Here is a 13,593-nt window from a genome sequence, read left to right as displayed (position 1 = left end):
TCGCGTCGTCTTTCTTGAGTAGAGGCGTCAGCGTTGCCGCCGGAACGGACGAGGGCAGATGACGACATCACGAAGGACGACTCTTCGGACGCGCTGGCGGGGGCGGCACCGGCCCAGGCCGCCGACACCTGGACCTGGAGCACGGCGACGCATCCGGCCGGCGCCGCCTCCATCGGCCCGCTCGGCTGGGGCACAGCGGGCGGGGGCGTCTACCTCTGGCGCGGGGTGTACTACATCCCGGGCGTCGGCCACATCGATCAGCCGCTCGGCACCTGGCGCGAAGAGAAGGAGACCGGTACCGGCGTGCTCGGGCGAGTCGCCTACACCACCTACGACGGGAAGCCGGCGCTTCCGGACATCGGCCTGATCTCGACCGGCACCACACCCGTCCCACCGACCGTTCGCGTGTCGGCGACCTGGTCGAACGCCATGGTCATCGATGTGGCCCATCCAGGCGATATCACGCAGGGCCTCGCACTGTGTCATTCCGGAACCTCCCCGCAGACGATGGCTGCGGGCGGCTACCGGTGCGGGACCATGGGCTTCGACTGCTCCCCGCCGAGTACTCAGTGCCAGCTCTCGGTGCCCGCCTCGGGTGGCGACTCCGGCGGACCGGTGTGGGACTACGCTCCCGGTGGCATCAAGCTCTACGGCTGGATCACGGGCGCCGGCTTCGGGTACACCTCGTTCGTGCCGACCTGGGCAGTGCAGAACCACGTGTGGACCGAGAGCCAGTCCTGGAGGTCATGGGGCTACCCGCCCGGCAATGACGGCACGGGGTGCTTCGTCACCGCTGCAGGATGCGTCCGCTCCTGAACGGCCCAGCGTTGCTCAGTCCTGCGCTGCTCAGCCCAGGGTCTGGGCCCCGATGACGGACAGCAGCCGCAGCTTGTCCGCGGATTCGCTGCCCGGGATCGCGGTGTAGACGAGCAGCGAGTGCGCGTTGCCCGGGTCGACGAGCTGCTGGCAGTGCAGTTCGAGCTCGCCGACCTCCGGGTGCAGGAAGTGCTTGACCTCCGTCGGCCGGAGCCCGACCTCGTGCGCCGCCCAGAGCGTCCGGAACTCGTCGCTGCGGGCCAGGAGGTGCTCCGCCAGCGCGGCCGCGCGGGATCCGGGGCCGCGGGCCGTCGCGATCTCGCGCAGGCCGGACGCGAACATCCGGCTCAGGAAGTCGTGGTCCCGAGGTGCGTACAGGCGGCGAGAGGCGGGAGCGGTGAACCAGCGCACGCCGAGGCTGCGCTCGGGCCCGCGCAGGGACGCCGTGTCGCCGGTGAGCGCGACGCCCATCGGGCTCTGCCGCAGCGTCTCTCCCAGTTCTGTCACGATCTCGGCGGGGGTGTCGTCCAGCCGATCGAGCACACGCAGCAGACCGGGACTCACGTGCTCGCTCTCCGAACCCTGCGCCGGCGGGGTGTGGCCGGCGAGACGGAACAGGTGATCGCGCTCCGCGTGGGAGAGGTGGAGCCCCTGGGCGATCGAGGCGAGCATCTGCTCGGACGGCTGCGGGCCGCGTTCCCGCTCGAGGCGCGCGTAGTAGTCCACGGACATGTGGGCCAGCGCGGCCACCTCCTCGCGCCGCAGCCCGGAGGTGCGGCGTCGGCTGCCGCGCGGCAGGCCCACGTCCTCCGGTTGCAGCAGCTCTCGCCGTGTCCGGAGGAACTCGGCGAGTCCGATGCGGTCGATCACCCCTCATGTCTACCGGGTGGCGCGCGCCGTAGCCACGGATCGCCGGGCCGTGGCTACGGCCGGCCGGAACGGTCAGGGTGGAGACACCGAGTGAAGGAGGACGCAGTGGCACGCACGATCGACATCCACATCCCCGCCCTGACCGGCCGGCGGGCCGTCGTCACGGGGGCCAGCGACGGCATGGGGTCCGTGATCGCGGCACGGCTCGCGCGGGCGGGCGCGGAGGTGGTCATGCCGGTGCGCGACCGGGCGAAGGGAAACGCGACCGCGGACCGGATCCGTTCCGCCGTCCCGGAGGCGCGCCTGGTGCTGCGCGACCTCGACCTCGCCTCCCTCGACTCGGTCGCCGCGTTCGGCGAGGGGATGCGCGCGGACGGCGACCCCGTCCACATCCTCATCAACAACGCCGGGCTGATGACGCCGCCGGAGCGCCGCACCACCGTCGACGGCTTCGAGCTGCAGTGGGGCACCAACCACCTCGGCCATGTCGCGCTCTTCGGCGCCCTCTTCCCGCTGCTCCGCGACGGACGCGCACGGGTCACCTCGCAGGTGAGCGTGGCGGCGCGCAGCGGGGCGATCGACTGGGACGACCTCGCCGCCGAGCGGAGGTACCGCGCCCAAGCGGCGTACAGCGCCTCGAAGATCGCGCTCGGCTTGTTCGGGCTCGAACTCGACCGGCGGAGTTCCGCGGGCGGCTGGGGGATCAGCAGCAACCTCGCGCATCCCGGAGTCGCTCCGACCAACCTGCTCGCGGCGCAGCCCGGGTACGGGCGCGCGGCGGACACCGGCGCCGTCCGCGTCATCCGCTGGCTGTCCGCCCGCGGCATCCTGGTCGGCACGCCGGAAACGGCGGCGCTGCCCGCGCTGCTCGCGGCGACGGGTCCGGATGCGCGGGGCGGGCGGATGTACGGGCCGAGCGGACCGGGCCATCTGGGCGGCGCGCCGGCGGAGCAGGCCCTGTACGCGCCGCTCCGGGACGTGCAGGAGGCCGCCCGGGTGTGGGAGATCTCCGAGCAGCAGGTCGGCGTCCCCTTGCCGGTTTGACCGGGTACGCCCGCTCCCGTAGTATTGCTCTTTGGTGTCCGCGCCCCCTGCGGCCGGACACACGAACGTGAGCCCTCCACCGGTCCGGTTCGACGCCATCGCGAGCGAACCACCAACGGAGCGGGATTCACGAACACCTCCGTTCGAGACAGAAAGCAGCCACTACTGTGACGCGCACCTATTCCCCGAAGGCAGACGAGATCCAGCGCGACTGGGTCGTCATCGACGCGACCGACGTCGTGCTCGGCCGTCTCGCCAGCCACACCGCCGCCCTCCTCCGCGGCAAGCACAAGCCGACCTTCGCCCCGCACATGGACAGCGGTGACTTCGTCATCATCGTCAACGCCGACAAGGTCGCGCTGACCGGTCAGAAGGCTCTGCAGAAGAAGGCCTACCGCCACTCGGGCTACCCGGGCGGCCTCAAGGCGACCACCTACTCGGAGCTCCTGGAGAAGAACCCGGTGCGCGCCGTCGAGAAGGCCGTCCGCGGAATGCTGCCGAAGAACTCCATCGGCCGCGCCCAGCTCCGCAAGCTGAAGGTCTACACCGGAAGCGAGCACCCGCACGCCGCCCAGCAGCCGAAGCCCTACACGCTCGGCCAGGTCGCGCAGTAACCGCGACGACGTAGACGTTCACGACTTAAAGAGACAAAGGATTATCACCACCGTGGCGAAGATCGCAGACAGCATCGACTCGGCCGAGACCTCGAACGTCGAGTCCTACTCGACCGAGACCCCGGCCTCCGAGGCCCCGGCCGCCCCGCGCGCCGTCCTCTCCGTTCCCGGCGCGGCCGTCGGCCGCCGCAAGGAGGCCATCGCGCGCGTGCGCCTGGTCCCGGGTTCCGGCACCATCACGGTCAACGGCCGTGAGTTCGCCGACTACTTCCCGAACAAGCTGCACCAGCAGCTCATCAACGACCCGTTCAAGGTGCTCGACCTCATCGGCTCCTACGATGTCGTCGCCCGCATCACCGGCGGCGGCCCCTCGGGCCAGGCGGGCGCCTTGCGCCTCGCCATCGCGCGCGCGCTCAACGAGATCGACCGCGACAACAACCGCCCGACTCTCAAGAAGGCCGGCTTCCTCACTCGTGACGCCCGCGTCACCGAGCGCAAGAAGGCCGGTCTCAAGAAGGCCCGCAAGGCGTCGCAGTTCTCCAAGCGCTAACCCACGTCAGCGTTTAGGCTCCGGTCCATGCCCCGCCTTTTCGGAACCGACGGCGTTCGCGGTCTCGCGAACGGCAGTCTCACCGCCGACCTGGCGCTCGGCCTTGCGCAGTCAGCTGCTGCTGTACTGACGCAAGGCCGAAGCGCCGAGGCGCGGCGTGCCGCGGGCAAGCGCCCGACGGCCATCGTCGCCCGCGACCCCCGCGTCTCCGGCGAGTTCCTCTCCGCCGCCGTCGCGGCCGGGCTCGCCAGCTCCGGCATCGACGTGTACGACGCGGGAGTCATCCCCACGCCCGCCGCGGCCTTCCTCATCTCCGACTTCGACGCGGACTTCGGTGTGATGGTGTCGGCCTCGCACAACCCGGCGCCGGACAACGGGATCAAGATCTTCGCCCGCGGCGGCACCAAGCTCCCCGACGTCGTCGAGGACCGCATCGAACAGCACCTCGACCTCGAGAAGCTGACCCCGACGGGTGCCGACGTCGGCCGCATCCGCCGCTTCGCCGACGCGGAGGACCGCTACGTCCTCCACCTCCTCGGCAGCCTCCCGCACCGGCTCGACGGCATCCACGTCGTCCTCGACTGCGCCCACGGCGCCGCGGCCGGGATCTCGCCGGAGGTGTTCACCGACGCCGGAGCGCGCGTGACCGTCATCGGCGACGCGCCCGACGGCATGAACATCAACGACGGCGTCGGCTCCACGCACCTCGACAACCTCGCGAAGGCCGTTCTCGCGGCCGGCGCCGATGTCGGCATCGCCCACGACGGCGACGCGGACCGCTGCCTGGCGATCGACGCCGACGGCAACGTGGTCGACGGCGACCAGATCATGGCGATCCTGGCGGTCGGCATGAAGGAGCGGGGCAAGCTCCGCGACGACACCCTCGTCGCCACGGTGATGAGCAACCTCGGCCTGAAGCTCGCCATGCGCGATCACGGCATCCGCATGGTCGAGACCGCGGTCGGCGACCGTTATGTCCTCGAGGAGATGAACGAACACGACTTCTCCCTCGGCGGCGAGCAGTCCGGGCACGTCATCATGCGCGAGTTCGCGACGACCGGCGACGGCATCCTCACCGGACTGCACCTCCTCAGCGAGATGGCCCGGCAGGGCAAGTCGCTGGCGGAGCTCGCGAAGGTCATGACCGTGTACCCGCAGGTGATGGTCAACGTGAAGAACGTCGACCACCACGCCGTCCACACCGACGACGGGCTGCGCACCGCGGTCGAGACGGCGAAGAGCGCCCTCGGCGACACCGGGCGCGTGCTCTTGCGTCCGTCCGGCACCGAGCCCCTGGTGCGCGTCATGGTGGAGGCCGCGGATCAGGTCACGGCCGAGCGCCTGGCGAACGAGCTGGCGGACGTCGTGCGAGAGCGCCTGGCCCTGTAGCGGGAGGCGCGGAGCATTCGCCTGCGCCGATCCAGCGCGTGGGCGCGCGGCGTCAGTGTGTCAGTGCGTCAGCGCGTCTCGTGCGCCCGGCGGGCTGCGATGAAGTCCGCCACCGAGTACGCGCGTGACCGGTCGGGCAGCATCTCGGTGCCGTACAGTCCGGCCATCAGCGTGCCCGGGTCGACGTCGAGAGCCGTGGCGATGCGGACGATGGTGTGCAGCTCCGAGTTCGCCTCGCCGCGTTCGACCCGCCCGTAGTTCGTGACGTGCATGTCGGCCAGGTTGGCGATGTCCTCCTGGCTCATCCCGAGCGCGATCCGCGCCTCGCGGACGCGCTGTCCGAAGAGCTCGGCTGCGCGGGAGCGTGGTGCTGGCATGCCTCATGCTTACGGGATATATGCATGCATGGCCAGAGCGCCGCGACCTCACCCCTGTGCGCCTCGGGTCTAAAGACCCGATTCAGAGCTTGCGCAGCAGCACGGAGCTGACCGCGTGGTCGACGTCCTTCCGCAGCACCAGCTTGGCGCGGGAACGCGTCGGCCGGATGTTCTGCAGCAGGTTCGGCTCGTTGATGGCCGTCCAGATGGATGCGGCCCGTGCGCGCGCCTCATCCTCGGTCAGCTCGGCATACCGGTGGAAGTACGACTTCGGATTGGCGAAGGCCCCGCGCTGCAGCTTGAGGAACCGCTCCTCGTACCAGTGCGCGATGTCGCGGGTGCGCGCATCCACGTAGATGCTGAAGTCGAACAGGTCGCTCACCGCGAGCCGGTTGCCGCCTCCGGCCGGCTGGAGCACGTTCAGCCCCTCGACGATGAGCACGTCGGGGCGCCGGACGACGATCTCCGCATCCGGCACGATGTCGTAGCTGAGGTGCGAGTAGAACGGGGCGCGGACCTCCGGGGCGCCGCTCTTGATCGCCGTGACGAAGCGCAGCAGGGCGCGGCGGTCGTACGACTCGGGGAAGCCCTTCCGCTGCATCAGGCCGCGCCGCTCGAGCTCGGCGTTCGGCAGCAGGAAGCCGTCCGTGGTCACCAGCTCGACGCGGGGGGTGTCGTCCCAGCGCGACAGCAGCTCGCGGAGCAGGCGCGCGATCGTCGACTTGCCGACCGCGACCGAGCCGGCGACGCCGATGACGAACGGTGTGCTGGCCGCCCGCTCGCCGAGGAAGTCGCTCGTGACCCTGTGCAGCTGCTTCGCGCCACCCACGTAGAGATTGAGGAGGCGGCTGAGGGGGAGGTAGACCTCCGACACCTCGCGCATGTCGAGCGGATCGCCGAGACCGCGGAGCTGGACGATCTCGGTCTCCTGCAGCGGCAGCCGCGTGTTCTCCGCCAGCTCCGCCCAGTCGGCCCTGCTCAGCTCGACGAAGGGGGTGGAGGAGTCGCCGTTCGGAAGCATAGGGCCCCAATTCTAGGGGGCGCTCCGAGCAGGCTCCCACTATGACCCACGATAGACTCGGGTGCATGTGTGGAATCGTGGGGTACGTCGGTACCGACAAGAGCCTCGAGGTGCTTCTCGGCGGTCTGAAGCGCTTGGAGTACCGCGGATACGACTCCGCCGGCATCGCCGTGATCGGCCCGGACGGGGCCCTCGGCACCGCCAAGAAGGCCGGGAAGCTGTCCGTGCTGACCGAAGACCTGCAGGAGCACCCCATCCCGAACGGGCAGACCGGCATCGGCCACACCCGGTGGGCGACCCACGGCGGCCCGACCGACGTCAACGCCCACCCGCACCTGGGTGACGACGGACGCCTGGCCGTCATCCACAACGGCATCATCGAGAACTTCGCGACGCTGAAGGACGAGCTGCTCTCCGACGGCTTCACCTTCGCGTCGGAGACCGACACGGAGGTCGCCGCCGTGCTGCTCGGCCGCGAGTACCGGCGGACGGGTGACCTGCCCGAGGCGTTCCAGAGCGTGGTCTCGCGCCTCGAGGGCGCGTTCACCCTCCTCGCCATGCACCAGGACCAGCCGCACGTCGTCGTCGGCGCCCGCCGCAACTCCCCGCTCGTCATCGGGCTCGGCGACGGCGAGAACTTCCTCGGCTCTGATGTCGCCGCGTTCGTCGAGCACACCCGCCGGGCGATGGCGATCGGGCAGGACCAGATCGTCACCATCACGCCGGACAGCGTGACGGTCACCGACTTCGCCGGCGCGCCGGTCGAGGTCGAGCCGTTCGAGGTCGCGTGGGACGCCTCCGCCGCCGAGAAGGGCGGCTGGTCGTCGTTCATGGCCAAGGAGATCGCCGAAGAGCCGGATGCGGTGGCCAACACCATCCGCGGCCGTCTCGTCGACGGCACCGTGCACATCCCCGAGCTCGATGCGCTCGGCGACGAGTACTTCGCGGGCATCGACCGCATCACGATCATCGCCTGCGGCACCGCCGCCTACGCGGGCCTGGTCGGCAGCTACGCGATCGAGAAGTGGGCGCGCGTGCCCGTCACGGTCGAGCTGAGCCACGAGTTCCGCTACCGCGAGCCGGTCCTCACCGATGGCACCCTCGTCATCTCGATCAGCCAGTCCGGCGAGACGATGGACACGCTGATGGCCGTCAAGTACGCCCGCGAGGGCGGCGCGAAGGCGATCTCGGTCTGCAACACGCAGGGCGCGACCATCCCGCGGGAGTCGGACGCCGCGCTCTACACGCACGCCGGCCCGGAGGTCGCCGTCGCGTCGACGAAGGCCTTCGTCGCCCAGATCACCGCGCTGTACCTGTTCGGTCTGCACCTGGCGCGCGTGCGCGGCACCCTGAGCGCGGCGCAGCAGCGCGACGCGATCGAGGAGCTGCAGGAGGTCCCCGCCAAGATCGCCACGGTGCTCGAGTCGCACGCCGAGATCGCTCAGCTGGCCAAGTGGATGTCGGACACCCGCGCGGTGCTGTTCCTCGGTCGTCACGTGGGCTACCCGATCGCGCTGGAGGGTGCGCTGAAGCTCAAGGAGCTCGCCTACATCCACGCCGAGGGCTTCGCCGCCGGCGAGCTGAAGCACGGGCCGATCGCCCTGATCGAGCCCGGGCAGCCGGTGTTCGTCGTCGTGCCGAGCCCGCGCTGGTCGGACGAGCTGCACAAGAAGGTCGTCTCGAACATCCAGGAGATCCGCGCACGCGGCGCCCGCGTCATCGCGATCGCGGAGGCCGGAGACGCCGCCGTGCTGCCGTTCGCCGACGAGGTCATCCGGATCCCGCTGGCCGCTCCGCTGTTCGAGCCGCTGCTCGCGGTCGTCCCGCTGCAGATCTTCGCGATGGAGCTGTCGGCGGCCAAGGGCCTCGACGTCGACCAGCCGCGCAACCTGGCCAAGTCCGTCACCGTCGAGTGACGCCGTGATCGCCGGCATCGGGGTCGACGTGGTCGATCTGGCCCGCTTCGAGCGGTCGATCGCCCGCACGCCGAAGCTGCGCGACCGGCTGTTCACGGAGGACGAGCGCCAGCTGCCCGTGCACTCCCTCGCGGCGCGGTTCGCCGCGAAGGAGGCGCTGATCAAGGCGCTCGGCGGCTCCGAGGGCGTGCGCTGGCACGACATGGAGATCGTCCCGGATGCCGAGAGGAACCCCGGTTTCGTGCTGCACAACGTGGTCGAGGCGCAGGTCCGCGAGCGCGGCATCGTCCGCATCCACGTGTCGATGACGCACGACGCGGGGGTGGCGACGGCGTTCGTCGTGGCGGAGTGCGCGCCGTGACCGCGGCGTTCCGCGAGCGCGTCGTCGACCTGGATGCGGTGAGCGCCAACGTCGCACGCCTGCGCGAGCTGGTCGGGACGCCGCACGCGATGGCGGTCGTCAAGGCGGACGCATACGGCCACGGCGCCGTCGAGTGCGCGCGCGCGGCACTCTCGGGCGGGGCCGACTGGCTCGGCGTCGCCGAGATCGCCGAGGGCCTCGCGCTGCGCGAGGCCGGCATCACCGCTCCGGTGCTGGCCTGGCTGCACGACCCGGAGGAGGAGTTCGCCGAAGCCGTGCGCGCCGACCTCGACCTGGGCGTCTCGTCGCGCTCCCAGCTGGAGGCGGCGGCGGCCGTGGCATCGCCCGCGCGGCCGGCCGTCGTGCAGCTCAAGATCGAGACGGGCCTGAGCCGCAACGGCATCCCGGAGTCCGAGTGGGATGCGGTGGTCGCGCGAGCGCGCGAGCTGGAGGTCGCCGGGCTGATCCGCGTGCGCGGGATCTTCTCGCACCTGTCCAACGCCTCACCGGACGACGACCGTGCGGCGATCGCGGTGTTCGAGCGCGCCCTCGACCGCGCATCCGTCGCCGGGCTCCAGCCCGAGCTGCGGCACATCGCCGCGAGTGCGGCGGCTCTCTCGCTGCCGGAGTCCCGCTTCGATCTCGTCCGCCTCGGCATCGCCGTGTACGGGCTGTCGCCGTTCGGTCGCGCGTCGGCCGTCGAGCTCGGACTGCGCCCGGCGATGACGCTGCGCGGCCGGGTGGCCGCCGTCCGGCGCGTGCCGGCGGGGAAGGGCGTCTCGTACGACTACACGTACCGCACCGAGAAGGAGACGACGCTCGTGCTCGTCCCGCTCGGGTACGCGGAGGGGATCCCGCGTCACGCGTCGAATCGCGGTCCCGTCTCGATCGGCGGCCGCACGTTCCGCATCAGCGGGCGGGTGGCGATGGACCAGTTCGTGGTCGACGTCGGCGACCTGGAGGTGGCGGTCGGAGACGAGGTCGTCCTCTTCGGCGACCCCGCGACCGGTGTGCCGGGCGCGGACGACTGGGCCGAGGCCGCGGACACCATCAACTACGAGATCGTGACCCGCCTGGGCGGCCGGCTGAGACGGAGCTACACCGGAGGCGCCCGATGACGGCTGCGCTGCAGGTGCCCGCCGTCCGGCGGATCGCCACCGCCGACGAGATGCACCACCTCGGGCGCGAGCTGGCCGCGGCGCTCCGCCCCGGCGATCTCGTCGTGCTGTCCGGTCCGCTCGGCGCGGGCAAGACCACGCTGACGCGGGGGATCGGCGAGGGACTGGAGGTGCGCGGCCCGGTGACCAGCCCCACCTTCGTGCTGGCCAGGACGCATCCCAGCCTCTCCGGCGGCGCACCGCTCGTGCACGTCGACGCCTACCGCCTGTCGAGTGCGCTCGAGCTCGACGACCTCGACATCGACTTCGCGCGGTCCGTCGTCGTGGTGGAGTGGGGCGCCGGGATGCTCGACGGCGTCGCCGAGTCGTGGCTCGAGGTCGCGATCGAGCGGCCGACGGGCGCGGCCGAGGGCGCGGCCGGCCAGGGGGACGCAGCCGACGCCGAGGTCGACGACGCCGACGAACCGCGCACCGTCACGCTGACCGGGTTCGGCCCGCGGTGGGCATCGGCGGCGGGCCCGTCACCCGTCGATCCCGCTTAGGCTGGAAGCATGCTCCTCGCCATCGACACGTCCGCCGGGACCAGCGTCGCCGTCGTCGACCGGGAGGGCGGAGTCCTCTCGGAGGTCATCGAGACCGACACGATGCGCCACGCCGAGGTGATCGGCACCCTGATCGACGAGGCGCTCACCGTCGCCGGCATCGAGGTGCGCTCCCTGTCGGGCGTCGTGGCGGGGATGGGTCCCGGTCCGTTCACCGGACTCCGGGTCGGGATCGCAGCCGCGAAGGCGTTCGCGATCGGCGCGGGCAAGCCGCTCGTCCCGGTCGTCAGCCACGACGCGGTCGCCTACGACCGCTATGAGGCCGGCCACGCGGGTCCCTTGCTCGTCGTCACGGACGCCCGCCGCCGCGAGCGCTACTGGACGGCCTACTCCGGCGTCGACGAGTTCGGACTCCCGGTCCGCCTCGACGGTCCCGGACTCGCGCGGCCGGACGAGCTGCCGCATCCGGACGTCACGCGATTCGACGCGGACGTGGTCCCCGCCGGCCGGCTCGGGATGATCGCAGAGCTCCGCTACGCGAACCGGCTCCCGATGGACGCCGATGTCGCCCTCTACCTGCGCTCGCCGGATGTGACGCCGTCCGCCGGGCCGAAGCGGGTGACGGCGTGACCGATCCGGCCCGTGCCGTCCACCAGCTGCGTCGCGCCGCGCCCGCCGACGTGCCCGCGATCATGGAGCTGGAGCGCAGCATCTTCGAGAACGACGCCTGGTCGGAGCGGTCCATGCGCTCCGAGGTCGCCGGGGAGCACGGCTACTACCTGGTCGCCTTCGAGCCGGAGTCGCCGGACCGCATCGACGGATACGCCGGCCTCCTCGCCCCGCACGGGGGAGGGGAGGGCGACATCCAGACGATCGCCGTCGCTCCGCACGCCCGCCGTCGCGGGCTGGGCCGCCGGCTCATGCTCGCGCTGATCGCGGAGGCGCGGAAACGCGGCGCCCGCGAGGTGTTCCTCGAAGTGCGCGCCGACAACCCGGGCGCCCAGACCCTCTACCGCGACCTCGGTTTCGAGGAGATCGGCGTGCGCCCGAAGTACTACCAGCCGGACGGCGTGGATGCGATCGTCATGCGTCTCGCCGTCCCCAGCCCGGAGACCACCGTCGCATGACCAGTGCAGCATCCACTCGCCTCGATCCGGCATCCGTGACGGAGCCGCTCGTGCTCGGCATCGAGACGTCGTGCGACGAGACCGGGATCGGGATCGTCCGGGGGACGACCCTGCTCGCCAACACGATCGCGTCGTCGATGGAGGAGCACGCCCGCTACGGCGGAGTCGTGCCGGAGGTCGCCGCCCGCGCGCACCTGGAGGCCCTCGAGCCGACGCTGCGGACGGCCGTCGCGGACGCCGGGATCGAGCTGGCCGATGTCGACGCCATCGCGGTGACGAGCGGTCCGGGGCTCTCGGGTGCGCTCATGGTCGGCGTCGGCGCGGCCAAGGCGCTCGCGGTGTCGCTCGGCAAGCCGCTGTACGCGGTCAACCACCTCGTCGGACACGTCGGGGCCGACCTGCTCGACGCGCAGGGCGGACCGGGGCACCCGGTGGAGCTGCCGACCATCGCCCTGCTCGTCTCGGGCGGGCACACCTCCCTGCTCCTCGTCCGCGACCTCGTCTCGGACGTCCGGCTGCTCGGCGAGACCATCGACGACGCGGCGGGGGAGGCCTTCGACAAGGTCGCGCGCGTGCTCGGCCTCCCGTATCCCGGCGGACCGCAGATCGACCGCGTCGCCGCCGACGGCGACCCGAAGGCGATCCGCTTCCCGCGCGGGCTGACCCGCCCGAAGGACCTCGAGAACCACCGCTACGACTTCTCCTTCTCCGGCCTCAAGACCGCGGTGGCGCGGTGGGTCGAGCAGCGGCAGGACGCGGGCGAGGAGGTGCCCGTCGCCGACGTCGCTGCGTCGTTCCGCGAGGCGGTGGCCGACGTGCTGATCACGAAGGCGCTCGTCGCCTGCCGCGATCACGACGTGCCGCGACTGCTGCTCGGCGGCGGTGTCGTGGCCAACGCCCGCGTGCGCCAGCTCGCCGTCGCCCGGGCCGCCGAGGCCGGTGTCGCGCTGCGCATCCCCGCCCTGTCGCTCTGCACGGACAACGGCGCCATGATCGCCGCGCTGGGCGCGCAGCTCATCATGGCGGGCCACCGCCCGAGCGAGCTCACCTTCTCAGCCGACTCCACCCTCCCCGTGACGGACATCCAGGTCACCGCCTGAGTGGTGCGTTGACACCCTCCGGGGGCCCTGCCACGATAGATCTGATACAGCGTTCTCTCAGGAAATGTGTTTCCGCCGAGGCGCCGACCACCAGCTTCCGCACCGAAGGAGATGGGTCTCATGACCGACCCGAACGCCCCCGTCGAACCGACGGACCCGAACTCGCAGAACGGATCGGTTCCGCCGCCGCCCCCTACTCCTCCCGCGTCCGACACCGGCGCCGTCCCGCCGCCCGCGCCGGGCTACGGCCAGCAGCCGCCTGCCCCGGACTACGGCCAGCAGCCGCCGGCTCCCGGATACGGCCAGCAGCCGCCCGCACCGGGATACGGTCAGCAGCCGCCGGCGCCGGGATACGGCCAGCCGTACCAGCAGCCCTACGGTCAGCAGCCGGGCCAGCCGGGTCAGCAGCCGTACGGCCAGCCGGCCTACGGTCAGCCCGCGCCCGGCTACGCGCAGCCCTACGGGCAGCCGGCCGCCAAGTCGCCGATCCTGAGCATCCTGTCCCTGGTCGGCGGCATCCTGGGCATCCTGCTCAACATCGCCTGGGGCATCGGGTTCCTGTTCGGCATCGCGGCGGTCGTGCTCGGTTTCATCGGCCGCAACAAGGAGCCGCAGGCCAAGGGCTTCTGGCTCACCGGTATCATCCTGGGATTCGTGAGCATCCTGATCGCGATCATCTACTGGATCTTCCTCGCGATCATCTTCGCGAGCATCGCGAGCTACCAGGGCACGTACTGATCAGCGCCCT

At 71.3% G+C, this 13,593-nt stretch carries 16 protein-coding genes; 13 read left to right on the top strand and 3 right to left on the bottom strand.

Features of this window, described 5'->3' with window-relative positions; all coding sequences use genetic code 11:
* Positions 1–33: 33 nt before the first annotated feature.
* The gene (locus BJ963_RS09750; protein ID WP_179456270.1) at positions 34–816 is read left to right on the top strand and encodes a chymotrypsin family serine protease; all 783 of its coding nucleotides are present in this window, start codon (positions 34–36) and stop codon (positions 814–816) included.
* Positions 817–846: 30 nt separating this feature from the next.
* Here the strand turns inward: BJ963_RS09750 and BJ963_RS09745 are convergent, their stop codons facing one another.
* Positions 847–1,686: an MmyB family transcriptional regulator gene (locus tag BJ963_RS09745; RefSeq protein ID WP_179456268.1), complete on the bottom strand. Its 840-nt coding sequence runs from the start codon at positions 1,684–1,686 to the stop codon at positions 847–849.
* A gap of 105 nt (positions 1,687–1,791) precedes the next feature.
* Between BJ963_RS09745 and BJ963_RS09740 the strand changes: the two genes are divergently transcribed.
* The 4 genes from BJ963_RS09740 to glmM all read left to right on the top strand — a co-directional run bounded on the left by BJ963_RS09740 (position 1,792) and on the right by glmM (position 5,283).
* Positions 1,792–2,730 carry an SDR family oxidoreductase gene (locus BJ963_RS09740; RefSeq protein WP_179456266.1) on the top strand — a complete coding sequence of 313 codons (939 nt, stop codon included), beginning with the start codon at positions 1,792–1,794 and terminating at the stop codon, positions 2,728–2,730.
* Positions 2,731–2,897: 167 nt separating this feature from the next.
* On the top strand, positions 2,898–3,344 hold the full coding sequence (rplM, locus tag BJ963_RS09735) for a 50S ribosomal protein L13 (RefSeq protein WP_018191935.1): 447 nt from the start codon (positions 2,898–2,900) through the stop codon (positions 3,342–3,344).
* Between the two features lie 52 nt (positions 3,345–3,396).
* Entirely contained in the window at positions 3,397–3,894 is a 498-nt protein-coding gene (gene rpsI, locus BJ963_RS09730; protein WP_089908616.1) for a 30S ribosomal protein S9, read from the top strand.
* Positions 3,895–3,921: 27 nt separating this feature from the next.
* Positions 3,922–5,283: a phosphoglucosamine mutase gene (gene glmM, locus BJ963_RS09725; protein ID WP_089908619.1), complete on the top strand. Its 1,362-nt coding sequence runs from the start codon at positions 3,922–3,924 to the stop codon at positions 5,281–5,283.
* Positions 5,284–5,351: 68 nt separating this feature from the next.
* On the opposite strand, the gene BJ963_RS09720 is transcribed toward glmM, so the two are convergent.
* Together BJ963_RS09720 and coaA are read right to left on the bottom strand one after the other, a co-directional pair.
* Positions 5,352–5,660 carry a helix-turn-helix domain-containing protein gene (locus BJ963_RS09720; protein ID WP_089908623.1) on the bottom strand — a complete coding sequence of 103 codons (309 nt, stop codon included), beginning with the start codon at positions 5,658–5,660 and terminating at the stop codon, positions 5,352–5,354.
* Positions 5,661–5,742: 82 nt separating this feature from the next.
* Positions 5,743–6,681: a type I pantothenate kinase gene (gene coaA, locus BJ963_RS09715; RefSeq protein ID WP_179456264.1), complete on the bottom strand. Its 939-nt coding sequence runs from the start codon at positions 6,679–6,681 to the stop codon at positions 5,743–5,745.
* Between the two features lie 65 nt (positions 6,682–6,746).
* On the opposite strand from coaA, the gene glmS reads away from it, so the two are divergent.
* The 8 genes from glmS (at position 6,747) to BJ963_RS09675 (ending at position 13,583) form a co-directional block, all read left to right on the top strand.
* Complete coding sequence (glmS, locus tag BJ963_RS09710; RefSeq protein WP_089908631.1) at positions 6,747–8,597, top strand: glutamine--fructose-6-phosphate transaminase (isomerizing); 1,851 nt, start codon at positions 6,747–6,749, stop codon at positions 8,595–8,597.
* Between the two features lie 4 nt (positions 8,598–8,601).
* Positions 8,602–8,958 (top strand): holo-ACP synthase, encoded by a 357-nt coding sequence (locus tag BJ963_RS09705; RefSeq protein ID WP_089908634.1) that lies wholly within the window; start codon positions 8,602–8,604, stop codon positions 8,956–8,958.
* A complete protein-coding gene (gene alr / locus BJ963_RS09700; RefSeq protein ID WP_179456262.1) occupies positions 8,946–10,076 on the top strand; it encodes an alanine racemase in 1,131 nt (376 codons plus the stop codon). Before BJ963_RS09705 ends, alr begins: the two co-directional genes overlap by 13 nt.
* Positions 10,073–10,618: a tRNA (adenosine(37)-N6)-threonylcarbamoyltransferase complex ATPase subunit type 1 TsaE gene (tsaE, locus tag BJ963_RS09695; protein WP_179456260.1), complete on the top strand. Its 546-nt coding sequence runs from the start codon at positions 10,073–10,075 to the stop codon at positions 10,616–10,618. The genes alr and tsaE overlap by 4 nt, the downstream gene beginning before the upstream one ends.
* Positions 10,619–10,627: 9 nt before the next feature.
* Complete coding sequence (gene tsaB, locus BJ963_RS09690; RefSeq protein WP_179456258.1) at positions 10,628–11,248, top strand: tRNA (adenosine(37)-N6)-threonylcarbamoyltransferase complex dimerization subunit type 1 TsaB; 621 nt, start codon at positions 10,628–10,630, stop codon at positions 11,246–11,248.
* Positions 11,245–11,745 carry a ribosomal protein S18-alanine N-acetyltransferase gene (gene rimI, locus BJ963_RS09685; RefSeq protein WP_089908647.1) on the top strand — a complete coding sequence of 167 codons (501 nt, stop codon included), beginning with the start codon at positions 11,245–11,247 and terminating at the stop codon, positions 11,743–11,745. The genes tsaB and rimI overlap by 4 nt, the downstream gene beginning before the upstream one ends.
* The gene (gene tsaD / locus BJ963_RS09680; protein ID WP_179456256.1) at positions 11,742–12,845 is read left to right on the top strand and encodes a tRNA (adenosine(37)-N6)-threonylcarbamoyltransferase complex transferase subunit TsaD; all 1,104 of its coding nucleotides are present in this window, start codon (positions 11,742–11,744) and stop codon (positions 12,843–12,845) included. Before rimI ends, tsaD begins: the two co-directional genes overlap by 4 nt.
* Positions 12,846–12,965: 120 nt before the next feature.
* Positions 12,966–13,583 carry a DUF4190 domain-containing protein gene (locus BJ963_RS09675; protein WP_179456254.1) on the top strand — a complete coding sequence of 206 codons (618 nt, stop codon included), beginning with the start codon at positions 12,966–12,968 and terminating at the stop codon, positions 13,581–13,583.
* Positions 13,584–13,593 lie beyond the last annotated feature (10 nt).

Origin of the sequence: Leifsonia soli (assembly GCF_013408745.1) — a bacterium.
Taxonomy (GTDB): domain Bacteria; phylum Actinomycetota; class Actinomycetes; order Actinomycetales; family Microbacteriaceae; genus Leifsonia; species Leifsonia soli.
Note: the sequence above shows the minus strand (reverse complement) of the source record. Positions and strands in the feature narration are given on the sequence as shown.